The following is a 17,560-nucleotide window of genomic DNA, read 5'->3' as shown; positions in this document are numbered from 1 at the left end:
ATGAAAAGCTTTTTTATCAGAATTTTTTGTTAAATTTTTAAGCTTTAATCCATATCCTTAAGCGGCCACTTAACAATATAGTCTTCAAAGAAATCAATATCTACCTCATTGTCTTTAAAAACTTTTCCGCGAACTGTGATACCTGCCTGATGCATCTTAGATTTTTTGCCTTTATTCAGCAGCGGATGCCATGATGCAAGGCCTCTGCCTTCTTTTAGTCGTCGATAACTACAACTTGGCGGCATATAAAAAATATCAGATAAATTTTCAGGTGTGAGTTCAACACAATCAGGTACTAAGCGGCGTCGTTCTGAATAAACAGTGCAACTACAGGTTTTATCATTAAGGTATTGGCACACAACATTGGTATATTCAAGTTGCTCACCGTCTTCCATATAATCTGTGGTTGTTAAAGATTCAGCTGTATCATCAGCAATAAATTTATGCAAACAACATTTGCCGCAACCATCACAAATTTGTTCCCATTCCGCTCGGGTCATCTCTTCGAGAGTTTTAGTTTCCCAAAACGCTGGTTTTGAATTCATATTGGTCAAACTTTAAAGTTAATTGATCGTTCGGGTTTAAATTAGCCACACCTGCCGGCGTGCCTGTTAATACTATATCACCTGGTAACAAAGTAAACTGCTGACTAATTTCAGCAAGCGCCTGGGCGATGCTACGCTCCATATTCGCACTATTAGAGGCTTGCCTAATCTCGCCATTTACCGCCAATGAAAAGTCGATATTTTGTACATCAGCTAGGTTAGCCATAGGGATAAAAGCAGATACAGGGCAAGATGCATCAAAAGCTTTCGCACGCTCCCATGGGCGACCTTGGCTTTTTAAGCGTTTTTGCACATCACGTAAGGTTAAATCTTGCGCTATCGCTAGACCCCAAATGGCAGCTAAACAAGTTTGTTCATCGGCTTTGCACAACTTAGATTGAATTAGCACAGCGATTTCAGTTTCGTTATGACACGCGCCTTTGTCAGTTGGAATAGAAAATGACGGCGTCAAAGGCACCAAAGCTGTGGTAGGTTTCATAAACACCACAGCTTCTTCTGTCACTAACGACGACATTTCTTTGATATGGTCTGCATAATTACCGCCTAAACAGACCACTTTTCCTACTGACAAATCTATCCTGTTACCATTTATATCTATATGTTGATACAAAATAAAATCCGCCCTATTTCACTGCTGGATAACCAATTCTGTCAGCCAAATAACCGACAGTGGTGACGAAATAATATGAGCGATTCCAATGCATTAATACTTTGTAATTGTCGTAAGCTAAATAGACTCGGCCTTTTTTACCGTCTGGAATTAACATAGCCGCTTTTAAATTCACATTTGGCAAATCGCTGCCATCCATACGGCGCACACCTCTAGCTTGCCAAGTGGCTAAATCAACTTCTGTTTCTTTCCATTTTTTTAACCAATGCGAACGGCCGTTGGTACTTTTTGGAATGGCTAAATCAAAATCAAAATCAGCTGGTACTTTTACTTGACGTCCCCAAGTTAAATCATCATTCCAACCTTCACTTTTTAAGTAGTTTGCCGCACTAGCAAAAACATCCGCAGGGTTTGACCAAATGTCTTTAATGCCGTCTTTATCGTAGTCGACTGCATAAGCTTTAAATGAACTTGGAATAAATTGCGCTTGGCCCATAGCGCCAGCCCACGACCCTTTGAGTTTTTCAAAAGGTGCTTGACCAGTTTGCACTATATCCAAGGCGTCCCATAACTGACGTTTAAAAAATGCGCCACGGCGACCGTCATAACTAAGGGTAACTAAAGATGATATAACCGGATCATTACCCTGAATTTTGCCAAAGTTACTTTCTAAGCCCCACAAAGCAACAATAAAACGTGGTTGCACACCATAGTCTGCACCAATTTTATCCAGTAGTTCTTTATGCTCTTTATATTTTGCGCGCGCACGTTCAACTTTCCAATCAGGTACACGCTTTGGTAGATAAGTTTCTAGCGTTTCAACAAACTCAGGTTGGTTACGATCAGCTTTGATAATTTTCGGTTTAAATTTTACGTCCGCAAAAGCTTTTTCAACCAAACTCGCTGAATATCCTTTGTCTAAAGCTTCAGCTCTAAGCTCAACCACAAATTGATTAAATTTTTGTTCGTCAGCAACCGCATCGTAATCTTCAGCGATAGACAATGGCGATACTGCAAATAAAACAGCAGCAGAAATAAGTTTAGTAACGCCGAACTTAGTCAGAAGTTTTTTCATTGTTTAGATCCTTTTTAACGTACTCTTTGAGTTCATCCAACAAATTCTCTTTGGCTGGTGGCAATTGCAAATAATAACCTTTGTTGGCTAAATCATCTTTAACCTTATTAATATCAGCCAATGCCAAACGTTTTTTCTTGGATAAATCTAAAATAATTACAAAATGAGCTAGACCAAAAGATTGCATTAAAGGTTCAGGAACTTGAGCAAAATCTTCTTTTTTTGCCAAATACAAATAGGTATCTTCTTTTTTAGAACTTCGATATATGTAACACAACACTGTGATTCACCCTAGCGGAATAGAAAAGACTGGATTTAACAAGCGCTAAATGTTTTTAAAGCTTGCGTTCACAAGGGGTGCACTATACCATGTTGAGCAAGTTTATATAGCACAATCTCATGTGCGCGCTAACTTTCACAGAGCAAATAAAATAACAACACCAACAATGTCAGATACCAATATCGAACTTAAAGGCAGTGGTTTTACCCTGTCAGTTTTGCATTTGCAAAATAATGATTTAGCAGCAGCGGCGCAAGCTTTAGAAAGTAAAATTTCCCAAGCACCTCAATTTTTCATGATGGCTCCAATTGTCGTAAACATCGAAAAACTAAACGGTGAAGCTGTTGACTTTCAATTATTAAAACAAACTTTTGAACAGTTGAAGCTGGTTGTTGTTGGCATAGCTGGTGCAACAGACGAGCAAAAAGTTGCAGCAAAAGCTGCCGGTTTAGCGACGTTAAACGCAGCAAAAGGCCAAATAACCCCAACTGATACAAATGCACCAGTACAAACACAAGTACGTTACGAGCGAGTTGAAGTACCGGTTGAAGTTGAAGTGCCAACTTACAAACCAGCTATGGTAGTTAAACAAAATTTGCGCTCTGGTCAGCAAATTTACGCACGCGACACTGATTTAGTGGTTATTGGCGCAGTGAGCAACGGTGCTGAAGTGATTGCAGATGGCAATATTCATATTTACGGAAGCCTACGCGGCCGTGCAGTTGCCGGTGCAAAAGGCAACGATAGTGCTCGCATATTTGCGCAAAAAATTGAAGCAGAATTAATTAGTATTAACGGTAACTACTGGACAAGCGAGCAACTACAAAAAGTGTGTTGGCAACAGTCTGGTTGTATTTATTTAGACGGCGATAAAATAACCGTTTCAAGTTTAGAGATTTAGTGAGGGAGTAATTAAATGGCTCGTATTATTGTTGTGACCTCGGGTAAAGGTGGTGTTGGTAAAACGACATCAAGCGCAGCTTTAGGTACAGGTTTAGCTTTAAAAGGCTTTAAAACAGTTATTATCGACTTTGATATAGGTTTACGTAACTTAGACTTAATTATGGGTGTTGAGCGCCGCGTTGTTTACGACTTTGTAAATGTAATTAATGGTGACTCAAACTTAAACCAAACACTAATTAAAGATAAAAGAGTTGATGGTTTATACATTTTGCCAGCTTCACAAACGCGTGACAAAGATGCGTTAACCCGTGAAGGTGTTGAAAAAGTCCTCAATGAATTATCTGAAACTTTCGACTATATTATTTGTGATAGCCCAGCAGGTATAGAACAAGGTGCTTTAATGGCACTTTATTTTGCAGACGAAGCCATAGTTGTAACTAACCCTGAAGTTTCATCAGTCCGTGACTCAGACCGAATTTTAGGTATTTTAGCTTCAAAATCTCGCCGTGCTGAAGAAGGCAAAGAGCCAGTAAAAGAACATTTATTATTAACTCGCTACAACCCAGGACGTGTTGAACGTGGTGATATGTTAAGTGTAGAAGATGTTTGCGAAATTTTGGCGGTTAAGTTAATTGGTGTGATCCCTGAATCTCAAGCTGTACTGCGTGCTTCTAACGTAGGTGAACCTGTAATTTTGGACGAACAAAGTGATGCCGGCCAAGCTTATATGGACACGATAGAGCGATTGTTAGGTAATGAAAAAGAATATCGTTTTATTGAGGAAGAGAAAAAAGGCATCTTTAAACGCTTATTCGGAGGTTAATGGATTATGTCATTACTAAGTTATTTTCGCCCAAAGAAAACAACCGCGGCAAACCAAGCTAAGGAGCGTTTGCAAATTATTGTAGCGCAACGACGCAGAGCGGATGATACTTCTGAAACACTCAGTGCAATGGAAAAAGATATACTTGAAGTAATCCGCAAGTATTACATTAATATCGACTCTAGTGCGATTTCTGTTCAACTTGAACAAAATGAAGATGATTTGTCGGTGTTAGAGTTAAACGTTACCCTACCGGAAGACGACAAATAATATCAGTGTGTTGCAAACTATAGCGTCGTTTTATTCGTATAACTAACCTGAAATCGGGCAAACCAATAAAACGACACTGCAGCAAACGGAGTACCCATGGCGAGTAGCGCAGCATTAAAAGTTAAACAAGCTTTAATTGCTAAAAACCTTGAAACCCCACAAGTTGAAACCACATTGTCAGCTGACGACAAGAAGCTAAAAATAGCCGAGCATATGACGGCTGTTATGCAAATTCTTGGGTTAGATTTAACTGACGACTCTTTAGCTGAAACACCAAAACGCATCGCCAAAATGTATGTGAACGAAATATTTGGTGGATTAGATTATGACAAATTCCCTAAAGTAACTGACATCGAAAATAAGATGGGCGTAGATGAAATGATCACTGTTGATCAAATCAGCGTTAGCAGTACCTGTGAGCATCATTTTATTACCATAGACGGTTATGCTCGCGTAGCTTACATACCGAAAGACAAAGTTATAGGTTTATCTAAAATCAATCGTATTGTGCGATTTTTCGCCCAGCGTCCACAAGTGCAAGAAAGATTAACCCAACAAATATTAGTTGCTTTACAGACTTTGTTAGAAACTGATGACGTTGCAGTGTCCATCAAAGCCACTCACTTTTGTGTAAAAGCCCGAGGTGTTATGGATGCAAATTCACTGACACAAACAACCGCATTGGGTGGTTTATTTAAAAGCAATCCAAGTACTAGACAAGAGTTTTTGGCTTAACTCATAACAAAACATCCCGCTTTAAATTAGTTAAAAGGCTGCAGTTTTGCTGTTTGTTCATGATGTTCTACACAGCAAAACATTCCTTTTTCTCAAAACTCTTCTATAGAAACTATTATTTTAACTAGACTCGCTATAACTCAAAGCGTATGCTTAAAATGCGAGCAATAACAGGTGGCTAAGTATTAAGGTGCGACTTTTATAAATTAGGGAACAATACCATTGAACTATAGAAAAGAAATAGATGGGCTTAGAGCTGTAGCCATACTTCCAGTTATTTGGGTGCACTCAGGATTGCCTTTCGTTTCGGGCGGGTTCTTAGGTGTTGACGTATTTTTTGTTATAAGCGGTTTTTTAATCACGTCTATTTTAGTTAAAGAATTAGAGTCAGGGAAGTTTTCGCTCGCAACTTTTTACGAGCGCAGAGCCAGAAGAATATTACCTGCTTTAACTATAGTCATATTAGTAACCTCTATAGTTGTACCATTTGTAAGTGGGCACCCAAAATATATTGGCGACTACGGTGACAGTGTATTAAGTACTGTTCTTTTTTCATCCAATATATATTTCTGGCAAACTTCAGGCTACTTCGGCTCCGCATCTGAACTTTCCCCTATGCTTCACACTTGGAGTTTGGCCGTTGAAGAACAGTACTATATTTTTTTCCCACTGTTTATTACGGCTATATTTGCACTGAATAAAAGAGCCATAGTTACGTCTTTCGTGCTTATATCAATCGTCAGCCTCACTATCTCCGAATGGGGTGCAATCAATCATCCACATGCAAATTTCTACCTATTACCGTCCAGGGCTTGGGAGCTTTTAACTGGAGGAATAGCCGCCATATTATACTCTTCAACTAAAATAAAAAGCATCAGGGATAGTTTTTCATCCCCCCTTTCAATCATAGGTATATCTTTAATTGCTATCTCATATTTGTTATTTACACCATCAACTTCACACCCGACCTCTTTGACCTTATTTCCGGTTATGGGCACAACATTAATCTTATTGTTTTCACAGCCAAATAACCTTGTTGGGAGACTATTGTCATTTAGATATATTTCATTTATTGGTTTGATCAGCTATAGCTTGTACCTTTGGCACCAACCAATCTTAGCTTTACTGAAAAAAAACTATTCGATACATCTTAATCCAGGCCAAATCATTATTGCTATTTCTCTCACTTTTCTACTGAGCTATTTAACCTGGAAGTATGTTGAGGTTCCTTTTAGAAATAAAGTCAAGTTCAATAAAAACAGCATAGTGAGGCTTTCAGCAGTGGCGATGATAACCATTTTTGTTTGCGGGATACTTCTTAGACAAAACTTAGTCATCCAAAATATAATATCGCCAGAAAATATGGCTCGGTTCGAAAAACTAGCTGAAGCCAACGACTCACATACTCATCAAGTTATGTTTGACGATAACGAGTGTAAATTTTGGTCTAAAGAATTTAATCAAAAATTTATCAGTAGATTCGATGCTTGTTCAAAAAAATATGGAAGAGCAATATTTATTTTAGGTGGAAGTCATGGAATGGATATGTACAACGCCTTAGCATCAGTAACCTCTAATCCGTTTGTGGTTAGTGTGTCTAGAGGGTTCTGCCGAGCACATACATTTGATGGCAATCAAAAAGATTTACCCAAATGCCAATACGAAGACTTCAAGGATTTTGCTGCTAGCCATTCAGAACACATTTCACACGTATTGTATACTCAGACACCAGATAGATTATTTAAAATCAACCGCTTAGACTACGCTAACACAAGTGATCTATCTGAAGAAAAAGTTCGAGAGGTCGCGCATTATTTGGCAACGATTAGGAATGATTATTCTCTCAATGTAATTATGATTGGTATGCTTCCGCCATTAAAAACCTCTCCAATCTACTGGGATTATGAACGGCCTTATTCTGAACAATTAGGTGATATTGTGTCGCAGAACGCAGTCGAGCTAACAAAATATGTTGATAAAATGTTTGTTAAAGAATTAAGCAAGTTCGATATACCCTATATTTCAAAGTTTAAAGCCTTCGCTTTAGAGTTCCCAAGAGATTTAATTATTGATGGTAAACCAACTTATTCTGACTATAGACACATCAGTGATACTGGAGAAAAAGCTTTCGGTGGGAGAATGATCAAGTATATGCTATCTAAGGGATACAAAGAAATGGACGAAAGCCAATAAGCAAAAGCAATTAATAAGCCTGAACCGAGAACTTTCAGTCCTCGGTTCATACTGAATTATTCCCACTCAATAGTCGCTGGTGGCTTACCAGAAATATCGTAAACAACACGTGAGATACCATCAATTTCGTTAATGATACGGTTAGAAACCTTACCTAAGAAATCATACGGTAAATGCGCCCAATGAGCTGTCATAAAGTCGATTGTTTCAACTGCTCGTAAGCTAACAACCCAGTCATATTTACGGCCATCACCCATAACACCAACAGAGCGCACAGGTAAGAATACTGTAAAGGCTTGAGATACTTTGTCGTACAAACCATCCGCACGTAATTCTTCGATGAAGATAGCATCAGCACGACGCAATAAATCAGCGTATTCTTTCTTCACTTCACCTAAAATACGCACACCTAAACCCGGACCTGGGAATGGATGACGATATAACATGTCGTACGGCAAACCTAATTCTAAGCCGATTTTTCGTACTTCATCTTTAAATAATTCACGCAATGGTTCAACTAAACCTAGTTTCATGTAATCAGGTAATCCACCTACGTTATGGTGCGATTTAATTACATGCGCTTTACCTGTTTTAGACGCGGCTGATTCAATGACATCAGGATAAATAGTGCCTTGTGCTAACCATTTAGCATTAGCCAGTTTTTTCGATTCTTCTTCAAACACATCAACAAAAACGTTGCCGATAATTTTACGTTTTTTCTCTGGATCATTTTCACCGGCTAAACGGTCTAAGAAACGATCTTCGGCATCCACTTTAATGATATTTAAACCAAAGTGATCACCAAACATATCCATAACTTGCTGACCTTCGTTTAAACGCAATAAACCGTTATCAACAAATACACAAGTTAACTTATCACCAATAGCACGGTGTAACAGCATAGCAACTACTGAAGAATCAACACCACCAGAAAGACCTAAAATAACTTCGTCATCACCTACTTGCTCTTTCATTTTAGCAATTGCATCTTCGATGATTGACGCTGAAGTCCAAAGTTTTTCACAACCCGCAATATTACAAACAAAGTTTTCTAATAAACGCATACCTTGTTTAGTATGGGTTACTTCTGGGTGGAACTGCACACCGTAAAAACGCTTTTCTTCATTCGACATAATTGCGAATGGACAGTTGTCAGTTTGTGCAACTACTTTAAAATCAGCCGGAATAGCACTTACTTTATCGCCATGAGACATCCAAACATCTAATAACGCATTGCCGTCGGCTGCAATTGAGTCTTCAATATTTTTAACCAACGCAGATTCTGAAACCACTTCAACTTGCGCGTAACCAAATTCACGCTCCATAGAAACTTCAACCGAGCCACCAAGCTGGTGTGACATGGTTTGCATGCCATAGCAGATACCCAACACAGGCACACCCGCTTCAAAAACGTATCGAGGTGCTCGAGGTGAATTTTCTTCGGTAACTGATTCAGGGCCACCAGCAAGAATAATCGCGTTAGGATTAAATTCTTTAATTTGTTCTTCGGTTACGTCCCATGCCCAAAGCTCACAATAAACGCCTATTTCACGAACACGGCGAGCAATTAATTGAGTGTACTGCGAACCAAAATCTAAGATAAGAATTCGGCTGTCATGAATATTTTTACTCATTAGTAATATCCAGTCTTATAAATGAAGAAGGCCAGCCTTTTCGCAAAGGCTAGCCCTAGAATTATTTAGCGGTTAACGTATTAACCTAAACGGTAGTTTGGTGCTTCTTTAGTAATTTGCACGTCATGTACATGTGACTCGCCCATACCAGCTGAAGTGATTTTCACAAACATAGCTTTGGTATTTAACGCTTCAATTGTACCGCAACCAGTTAGACCCATAGCTGAACGTAAACCACCCATTTGTTGATGGATAATATTGGCTAATGGACCTTTATACGCGATACGGCCTTCAATACCTTCAGGTACTAACTTGTCAGCTTCATTCGATTTTTGGAAATAACGATCGCTTGAACCTTCTTTTTGGCTCATTGCACCAAGCGAACCCATACCACGATATGATTTGTAATAACGGCCTTGGAATAATTCAACTTCACCTGGCGCTTCTTCAGTACCAGCAAACATTGAACCAACCATCACACAGCTAGCACCTGCTGCTAATGCTTTAGCAACATCACCAGAAAAACGAATACCACCATCGGCAATAACTGGAATACCGCGCTCTTTTAACGCTGCAGCAGCATCTGCAACCGCGGTAATTTGTGGTACACCACAACCTGTTACAATGCGTGTAGTACAAATAGAACCTGGGCCGATACCAACTTTAACAGCATCAACACCTGCGTCAGCTAGCGCTATCGCGCCTTCAGCAGTTGCTACGTTACCAGCAATTAATTGTACTTTAGGGAATTGCTCACGTACCCATTTAACACGGTCAATAACACCTTGTGAGTGACCATGTGAAGTATCGACTAAGATTACATCAGCACCCGCCTCTACTAAGGCTTTTACACGCTCATCTGTACCAGCACCAACACCAACAGCTGCACCAACACGTAAACGACCAAACTCGTCTTTACAGGCATTTGGTTTGTTTTCAGCTTTGTAATAATCTTTAACTGTAACCATACCTGCTAGTTTAAATGCATCGTCTACTACCAATACTTTTTCAATACGGTGACGGTGCATTAAATCAAGAATCACTTCTGATTTTTCGCCTTCTTTGATAGTTACTAACTTATCTTTAGGCGTCATAATTGAAGTAACAGGCAATTGTAAGTTGGTTTCAAAACGAATGTCACGCGCGGTACAAATGCCAACTAGGTTATTGTCTGCGTCAACAACAGGGAAACCAGAAAACTTAACTTGCTCTGACAATTCAATAACCTCTTGAATTGTCATTTCAGGCGTTACAGTAATTGGGTCAGATACAATACCTGATTCAAATTTCTTAACTTGACTAACTTGAGCTGCTTGCTCAGCAATTGTCATGTTTTTATGGATAAAACCTAATCCGCCTTCTTGCGCTAGCGCAATAGCTAAACGCGCGTCTGTTACTGTATCCATAGCAGCAGCTAACATAGGAATGTTTAAGCGAATTTTTTTAGTTAATTGGGTTGTTAAATCCGCAGTATGCGGCAACACGGTCGAATGACCGGGTACAAGGAGAACGTCATCAAACGTTAAAGCTTCTTGAGCGATTCTTAGCATTGCAACTTCTCACCAAAAGGTTTCAGGGTATATATAGTTGCGGCAGAATTTTAACGACTTTGATGGGTTAGGTAAACTTATATTTTATTTATTTTGGATTAAATTTGCCTATAAAGGGTAATTACCTTTAACATTAACGGCCAATTGCATATCAAAAGCTTTATTTAAGCCTAATGTCGACTTCAGCCAACGTATTATCTGTTAGCCAGTTAAATGGCCAAATTAAATATTTAATTGAACAAAATTTTAGCCACATCTGGTTAGAAGGTGAAATATCTAATTTAGTTAAAGCCAGCTCTGGTCATTGGTATTTCTCTTTAAAAGACGATAGAGCACAAGTTCGCTGCGCTATGTTTAAAAGTGCCAATAACCGTGTTTCTTTTCCAGTAAAAGATGGTTCGCAAATTCTACTCAGAGCCAATGCTAGCTTGTACCAACCACGCGGCGAATTCCAACTTGTGGTGGAGTCCATGCAACCAGCCGGCGTGGGCAAATTGCAGCTAGAGTTTGATGCACTAAAAAACAAACTGAATAACGAGGGTTTATTTGCCGCTGATTTAAAGCAGCCCCTCCCTACCAATATTAGCCGGGTTGCCGTAGTAACATCCGCCAAAGGCGCTGCCATTCACGATATTATCAGTATTTTAGCGCGCCGAGCGCCAAATATTGAAGTAGAGATATATCCATGTTTAGTTCAAGGTGAAAACGCCGCTATGGATATTTGCCAAAAACTTCATTGGGCCTCAGAAGATAATAAATGTGATGTGATTATTGTTGGCCGTGGTGGTGGTTCAATCGAAGATTTGTGGGCATTTAATAACGAAACCTTGGCCTATACTATTCACCAGATAGATAAGTGTGTTATTAGTGCTGTCGGCCATGAAACTGACTTTACCATTTGCGACTTTGTCGCAGATATTCGCGCAGCTACCCCTTCAGCGGCGGCTGAGTTAGTGAGTCAAACTAGTTTAGATGTGCAAACTAAGTTACCGCATTTGCAACATAAACTTGAACACGCCATGCAGCTCAAAATAAATGAGCTAAATCATAAATTTAATGCTTTGCAGCACCAATTAACTCGATTAAATCCACTTAATCAAGTTCAACTTAAACAACAATGGTTAGACGAAGCTGAATTAAGGTTAGCGCAAAAGCTGAATGCACAATTACACAGAAATCAAAATAAATTGGTGTCACTGCAACAAAGGCTCGCCGAGCATAACCCCAAATATTTGTTAAGTCGCCAACAACAACAGCTTAGTTATTTAACTCAAAATCTAGATGCAAAAATTGAAAAAGTACTGAATAAAAAATTCGACCAATTGCACTATTTAGCGCAACAGCTCAACACTCTCAGCCCACTCAACACCCTAAACCGTGGCTTTTCCATCACAAGTATTCATGGCAAAGCGGTTAAATCCATTCAACAAGTTGAGGAGGGTGACAGGTTAGAGCATAAAGTTGCAGATGGGATAATTCATAGCCAAATTATCAGTAAAACAGAGTCTTAACTTGCAGTCATTTAACGATGTAAATAAAATGCCTGCGCATTTAGCTTATTAGGACATTTGTTTTGGAAATACCACAATTTAGCTGGCGTTTTTTCTTGCCTAAATATTGGTTTACTTGGTTAGGCTTAGCCATTTTATATTTAATCAGTTGGCTACCTTATAGATTACAGCTGGGTTTAGGTGTTGTGGTTGGCCGTTTGCTCTATTATCTAGCAAAGCGCCGTCGTCATATTGCCAAAACAAACATAGATATTTGTTTTCCAGAATTGTCAGTTGCAGAAAAAACAAAAATGCTTAAGGCAAATTTTGATTCTGCTGGTATTGCATTTTTTGAGTCTAGTATGGGTTGGTTTTGGCCAACTTGGCGGCTCAAATCTTTATGTCACTATGAGGGTATAGAGCATATAGAAACAGCAAAAAAACACGGCAAAGGTGTTTTGGTTGTTGCTTACCATATGATGTGTTTAGAGATCTGTGGCCGAATATTGGGTTTAAAGAATCCGAATGTCGCTTTTTACCGACCTCATAACAACGCGCTAATGGAATATTTTCAATACCATGGCCGCGCACGCGACAACAAATATTTAATTGGCGCAAAAAATGTCAAAGGTTTATTACACGCGTTAGCCGAAAATGAATCCTGTATTTATTTGCCGGATCAAGATTATGGTCGTCGTCGCTGTGCATTTGTACGATTTTTTGCTGAGCCACAAGCATGTACCACCACTGGCACAACTTTATTTGTTGGTCAATCAAATTGCCAAGTTGTTATTGCTCACACCCAAAGGCTCAAAAATGCCCGAGGGTATAAAATTACTATCACACCTGCATTAACCAATTACCCAACGGGTAACGACGAAGCCGATGCAGCTTATCTCAATAAGTTAATTGAACAGGGTATACGCCAAGCGCCGGAGCAATATATGTGGTTGCACCGTAGGTTCAAAACACGCCCAGACAAAAATGCACCATCAGTGTACAAATGATTGAAAATCACTCAACAATTTAATAACCTGATGCCCCTAGGATATCTTTATAACTGGAAGTGAATCATGTGGTTTTGGATCCGGCACGCAACTGCGGCTATAGTCCTCATATTTATCGGCGCATATATTATTATGTATGAAAGTCCAATAATCACTCGAGATACCATTAGCTCAGCTTCAAACACTAGTAAAGAAGGCTCACGTAAAGCAATGGAAGGCTTTGGTAACTTCTATTCTGATCTTAAAGAAAAATACGACAAAGCTATGGCTGGTCAAGGTGATGAACAATATGTAATTGACCTAAAAAAACCAGATAGCACCCTCACACAAGAATTGCAAAAAATCGGTGTTGCAACCCGCTCGGTCAGTGGTTCTTGGGTGGGCAAACGACAAAACCGTCGTTTCGTTCAAGGTGATACACTGCGTGAGCGCATGCAAGAAATGGCCGCCGAAGAAAACATGCATTTAGTTTGGTGGTTAGACAGAGACTTTGTCGTCAAATTACCCTTCAGAGTTGAAGAAACCACAGTGGGTACTTTGTATAAAATGAGTACCGCAATTGACAGTGATTTTGAGCGTGATGTTTATGCCTTCTTCTGCCCGCTGCAGCGCACTTTAGTGGTAACAGATGTTGTTGAACATTATATCAGAGATAATTGCGCACCGGCCCGCTCAGACGATTCAAGCCAATGGCGCTTGTTTAGGTAACCACTGCTTCAAAAGCCTTATTGGCGGATAAACTTTCTATCAATAATTTTAACTCGGCTATTGGTGTGCTCGCCGGTTGTTAACTTGTTTAGTTCGCCACAATGAATGTATATATGGCTAAACATAGTTCGACTAGCGTAAACATAAACTTCTTTTACTTTTTGTTGAATTTTCTTTTCCAACAATAAATAAGCTCGTTTAAGTTTTTTGACTTTGAGCTCACGTTCTTTGTATCTAGTTGCGATTTGGTTATTTTTTTCTTCACTGATCCCTTTTTCTTTTAGTTTTAACCAATTTGAACGTAACAACTCTAATTCATGCGCTTTGTCTTTTAAGCGTTTAAATACAGCCTGCTTTTTCGTCACATCCGCTTGATAGTTTGGATATAAAGTAATGTGCAGAGCGGTAGAAGCTGGCGCGCCAATGGTTGCACAAGCTAAAAAGTTATCGACGTGAAAACAACCACTAATAATTTTGCCCATTGGTGAGTTTTCCGCTCCACCAACAACAGATTTAGCTTTAATAAATGAATGTGAAATTTGACTAGAGAACACAACATCTTTAGTGGTTGATATTCTAGCGTACTGGATATACTTACTACACACCACGCCTGTGGCTTTAATTTGACAAGAGAATTCTGTTTCGTCTGAAATTTGTTCGTCTTCGACCTTTCGACCGATAATCCCACTCAAAACTGTGATATCACCATCAACTTCTAAATAGGCATTTTCAACAAAACCATTGATAGTCACATTGCCTTTGGCTTTTAAACGCATTCCTTCGGCGACATTGCCATTCACAATAACTCCGCCGTCAAAATCAATATGGCCAGTAGAAACGTCTACACCTTTTAACTCAAGTACATCATCAACTCTTGCGCCTGTATCTGTGATATAAGGTAAACCCGCGTTTAACGCGACCAATAAATTTTCATCGCTTGCGGAAATCTCAGTACCTTCGCCAATATCAAAATCAAGTAACTCGCCAGGAACGGCTGACAGAGCATCGCCCTTAACAGTAAAACCAGGTTTACCATGGGTTGGCAAATGTCTTTTAACCAAAACATCTCCAGGTTTTACCGATATCAACTCGCCTAAATCACGCATATCCACTTTGCCTGAATCATTGACTTCTTGTGGCTGTAATATTCGGTCTCGCGCATTTTTTGTCAGCGCTTCAAAAAAACTATCATCCCCTTTTACTGGCTGCTGCCCACGCGCAATCTCAGCAACAAGAAGTTGACCAGCTTTACTGTCCTGCCCTTCAAGCGCTAATTTTTCAACTGCAGCTTTATCAATACCCATGGTCACACCTTGTTTAGTGACCACACGTAAAATTTGATTAGCAGTTAACGGCTCGCCGCCATATGGGCCAGTCAGTTCAATTTTTGCAGACATAGCGTCTGGCGAAACTATCACTTTAGCTTTACCATGACGACGTTCAGCGATAGGTGATGAGAATTCAATTGGCTCTGATGATGTGAGTTGTGTTAGCTTTTCGTTATACAAAGCAACACAATCGGCCACCAAGTTATCTAACAAATAACAATTTGCAACATCGCTTTGGCTAAACAGCTCTTTGATGAGCGAGTCTTTGATTGGAGAAGCATTTTTATCAATTTGAGTCGTCGCAACTACTCGGTTTTTATCTTCATCTAACGTGAATTCAAATTGCGACATATTTATCCGTACCTAAACAACAACAGCCAAAACAAATGCCAATAAATCATATTTGCTGTTAATTCTCAAATTTTTCGAAATGCGCTTTGTATTCTTTCAACAATTTCGCAAATTCAGTTGACGAGCGGTCAAATGCCGTTTCGGGGATCAGTAAGTCATAACCACTGAGTTTTTTGAGCCATTCCATTCTATGTGCAAACATGCCTCTCAACCCTTTATATACATGGCCAGATGCAGATTTATAAGGTTCGGTATTTAGTGTTATATCACTCGGACAAGTGCCTGTTGGGCAATCATTCATCAAGTATTTGTGCAAAATTGCCCGCTGTTCCATCAACAAATGCGAGATTAACCGCAAACTAACCGCGCCTAACAATTTTTCTGGATCTTTTAAGTTTAATCCAATGTAGGATAACTCTTTGTTATCTAAACCATGTTGAACACTTGGAATGCCAATTCGTCTAATATTGCCCCACTCCACCAGCATAAAACCACGCTTATGGTGGTATAACACGCCTTGGTTATTCAACATAAAACTCAAATCAGGCTCTTGTAACTTAAACAAGGCGATCACAAATGAGACTACAGTGCACATCATCAAAAATAGCAGCGGTAGTTTAGCTATTTCAGAAAACTGAAGATAAAGAATAAGTGAGATAACAAAAGCTATAGCGCTATAAAAAGCCAAGCTATAACCATGTTGTTTTGCGGAAGATTTGATATATATAGTATCTAGCTGTGGCATAACTCAGCTATCCAGACAAACGTGGGAGGTAAACATCTAAAACATACCAAAGCATGCACGCCCCCCAAATAAGCATTAAGCGCCATTTACGACACTTAGGGCAATTTGGCCATAATAATTTGTATAACTGCTTCCACATAATTACTGAATAGCCAAACTATGTCACCCAACATAATGTTGGGTGACATATAAATTAATATCTACGAATACTTTCTAAACTGTGCAACAGTTCTGAGCTCAGTGTCGAACTTGCATCTGCGCCTTCAATTGCGCCATGAGTTTGACTGACTAATTGCTGCATTGTTTCTTGAATAGCTTCAGAGTTTTCTAATTGAACTTTAATTTGTTCAATCATGTTAGCCATAGATTGTGCGCTGCTTTTCGCAACACTAACCAATGAACTTAGCTGCTCACTTGTGGTATCAGCAATTGTAACGCTATTATCAATTAGCTCTTCAACTTCCTTTTGCTTAGTAATAATTGAGCCTGAAATATCCATAATTTTGCGCATTTCAGTTTGAATTTGATCTGCTGATTGGTTAGCCGTATTCGCTAGTGATCTAACTTCATCTGCTACTACAGCAAATCCTCGGCCATGCTCACCAGCACGTGCTGCTTCTATCGCTGCATTCAAGGCTAATAAGTTAGTCTGTTCGGCAATACCTTTAATCGCCTCAACCAAATGGTCGATGTTTTTACTGTTTTCTTCTAAGTTCGACAAAAGTTGAGTAAATTCTGAAATATATTGAGCTGAGCTTCTGATGTTATTTACAAGATTAACCAACTCGGTGATGCAGTCTTCACTGGTTTTTGACGTTTCTGCTGCAGCTTCATGTGAACTTTTAGCAATATCTTCAATTTCCATTGACTGCTCAATGAAGTGTTTAACCATATCGAAACTACGCTCAATCATTTCTAAGCCTTCTTGGTTAGAATGATTAACATTAGTCGCGTTCGCTTTAATTTGTTCTGCTACGTCATAGGCATCGCTGTCTAACAGCTTATCAAGCAAGGCCGCTTTTTTCTCTAACTCAACTAACTCAGACTGGTCAACTAACGTTTTACCAGCCGGTATTGCAGGTTTCATCCAACTCAGCATATCCGACCCTTTATTAGATTAACTAAATGATTTTATTAATATAATTATCAAGTTTTAACAAACTTATCAATTTAATTCAATGGAAAACTGCCTATGGTTTTTGCACACCTGTAGAAGTTATAAAACTTGCAAAAGCCAAAGTTTTAGCCAGTATTATTGAAAACAAAAACACTGTTAAAACAAGTAAATGCAA

Annotated in this window: 17 protein-coding genes; 8 read left to right on the top strand and 9 right to left on the bottom strand. The window is 39.2% G+C overall.

Annotation, left to right across the window (positions count from 1 at the left end):
- Positions 1-44 precede the first annotated feature (44 nt).
- From ACMZOO_RS16025 to ACMZOO_RS16010, 4 genes are read right to left on the bottom strand one after another with little or no spacing between them, the layout of a single operon-like run.
- Positions 45-545, bottom strand: a complete 501-nt coding sequence (locus tag ACMZOO_RS16025; protein WP_440904308.1) for a YcgN family cysteine cluster protein — start codon at positions 543-545, stop codon at positions 45-47.
- On the bottom strand, positions 514-1,176 hold the full coding sequence (locus tag ACMZOO_RS16020; RefSeq protein WP_440904307.1) for a fumarylacetoacetate hydrolase family protein: 663 nt from the start codon (positions 1,174-1,176) through the stop codon (positions 514-516). Before ACMZOO_RS16020 ends, ACMZOO_RS16025 begins: the two co-directional genes overlap by 32 nt.
- 13 nt (positions 1,177-1,189) lie before the next feature.
- The gene (locus tag ACMZOO_RS16015; protein WP_440904306.1) at positions 1,190-2,251 is read right to left on the bottom strand and encodes a lytic murein transglycosylase; all 1,062 of its coding nucleotides are present in this window, start codon (positions 2,249-2,251) and stop codon (positions 1,190-1,192) included.
- Positions 2,232-2,531, bottom strand: a complete 300-nt coding sequence (locus ACMZOO_RS16010; RefSeq protein WP_016957195.1) for a YcgL domain-containing protein — start codon at positions 2,529-2,531, stop codon at positions 2,232-2,234. Before ACMZOO_RS16010 ends, ACMZOO_RS16015 begins: the two co-directional genes overlap by 20 nt.
- Positions 2,532-2,697: 166 nt before the next feature.
- Between ACMZOO_RS16010 and minC the strand changes: the two genes are divergently transcribed.
- The 5 genes from minC (at position 2,698) to ACMZOO_RS15985 (ending at position 7,455) form a co-directional block, all read left to right on the top strand.
- Positions 2,698-3,432, top strand: coding sequence for a septum site-determining protein MinC (minC, locus tag ACMZOO_RS16005; RefSeq protein ID WP_440904305.1), 735 nt, complete (start codon positions 2,698-2,700; stop codon positions 3,430-3,432).
- Between the two features lie 15 nt (positions 3,433-3,447).
- Positions 3,448-4,257, top strand: a complete 810-nt coding sequence (gene minD, locus ACMZOO_RS16000) for a septum site-determining protein MinD (RefSeq protein WP_016957193.1) — start codon at positions 3,448-3,450, stop codon at positions 4,255-4,257.
- Between the two features lie 6 nt (positions 4,258-4,263).
- Positions 4,264-4,527, top strand: a complete 264-nt coding sequence (gene minE, locus ACMZOO_RS15995) for a cell division topological specificity factor MinE (protein ID WP_016957192.1) — start codon at positions 4,264-4,266, stop codon at positions 4,525-4,527.
- A gap of 96 nt (positions 4,528-4,623) precedes the next feature.
- The gene (gene folE / locus ACMZOO_RS15990) at positions 4,624-5,262 is read left to right on the top strand and encodes a GTP cyclohydrolase I FolE (protein WP_440904304.1); all 639 of its coding nucleotides are present in this window, start codon (positions 4,624-4,626) and stop codon (positions 5,260-5,262) included.
- Positions 5,263-5,484: 222 nt separating this feature from the next.
- A complete protein-coding gene (locus ACMZOO_RS15985; protein ID WP_440904303.1) occupies positions 5,485-7,455 on the top strand; it encodes an acyltransferase family protein in 1,971 nt (656 codons plus the stop codon).
- A gap of 56 nt (positions 7,456-7,511) precedes the next feature.
- Here ACMZOO_RS15985 and guaA read toward each other — a convergent pair whose 3' ends face one another.
- Complete coding sequence (gene guaA, locus ACMZOO_RS15980; RefSeq protein ID WP_440904302.1) at positions 7,512-9,089, bottom strand: glutamine-hydrolyzing GMP synthase; 1,578 nt, start codon at positions 9,087-9,089, stop codon at positions 7,512-7,514.
- A gap of 80 nt (positions 9,090-9,169) precedes the next feature.
- The gene (gene guaB / locus ACMZOO_RS15975; protein WP_440904301.1) at positions 9,170-10,639 is read right to left on the bottom strand and encodes an IMP dehydrogenase; all 1,470 of its coding nucleotides are present in this window, start codon (positions 10,637-10,639) and stop codon (positions 9,170-9,172) included.
- Between the two features lie 173 nt (positions 10,640-10,812).
- Between guaB and xseA the strand changes: the two genes are divergently transcribed.
- The 3 genes from xseA to ACMZOO_RS15960 all read left to right on the top strand — a co-directional run bounded on the left by xseA (position 10,813) and on the right by ACMZOO_RS15960 (position 13,844).
- Positions 10,813-12,150: an exodeoxyribonuclease VII large subunit gene (xseA, locus tag ACMZOO_RS15970; RefSeq protein ID WP_440904300.1), complete on the top strand. Its 1,338-nt coding sequence runs from the start codon at positions 10,813-10,815 to the stop codon at positions 12,148-12,150.
- 62 nt (positions 12,151-12,212) lie between these two features.
- Complete coding sequence (lpxL, locus tag ACMZOO_RS15965) at positions 12,213-13,136, top strand: LpxL/LpxP family Kdo(2)-lipid IV(A) lauroyl/palmitoleoyl acyltransferase (RefSeq protein WP_440904299.1); 924 nt, start codon at positions 12,213-12,215, stop codon at positions 13,134-13,136.
- Positions 13,137-13,202: 66 nt separating this feature from the next.
- Positions 13,203-13,844, top strand: coding sequence for a TcpQ domain-containing protein (locus tag ACMZOO_RS15960; protein WP_440904298.1), 642 nt, complete (start codon positions 13,203-13,205; stop codon positions 13,842-13,844).
- 17 nt (positions 13,845-13,861) lie between these two features.
- Here the strand turns inward: ACMZOO_RS15960 and ACMZOO_RS15955 are convergent, their stop codons facing one another.
- The 3 genes from ACMZOO_RS15955 to ACMZOO_RS15945 all read right to left on the bottom strand — a co-directional run bounded on the left by ACMZOO_RS15955 (position 13,862) and on the right by ACMZOO_RS15945 (position 17,133).
- Positions 13,862-15,523: a DUF342 domain-containing protein gene (locus ACMZOO_RS15955; protein WP_440904297.1), complete on the bottom strand. Its 1,662-nt coding sequence runs from the start codon at positions 15,521-15,523 to the stop codon at positions 13,862-13,864.
- 58 nt (positions 15,524-15,581) lie between these two features.
- Entirely contained in the window at positions 15,582-16,268 is a 687-nt protein-coding gene (locus ACMZOO_RS15950) for a DUF2982 domain-containing protein (protein ID WP_440904296.1), read from the bottom strand.
- Between the two features lie 193 nt (positions 16,269-16,461).
- Positions 16,462-17,133, bottom strand: a complete 672-nt coding sequence (locus ACMZOO_RS15945) for a methyl-accepting chemotaxis protein (RefSeq protein WP_440906313.1) — start codon at positions 17,131-17,133, stop codon at positions 16,462-16,464.
- Positions 17,134-17,560 lie beyond the last annotated feature (427 nt).

Origin of the sequence: Catenovulum sp. SX2, assembly GCF_052056295.1 — a bacterium.
GTDB lineage: Bacteria > Pseudomonadota > Gammaproteobacteria > Enterobacterales > Alteromonadaceae > Catenovulum.
This window is presented reverse-complemented; position numbering and strand designations above follow the sequence as displayed.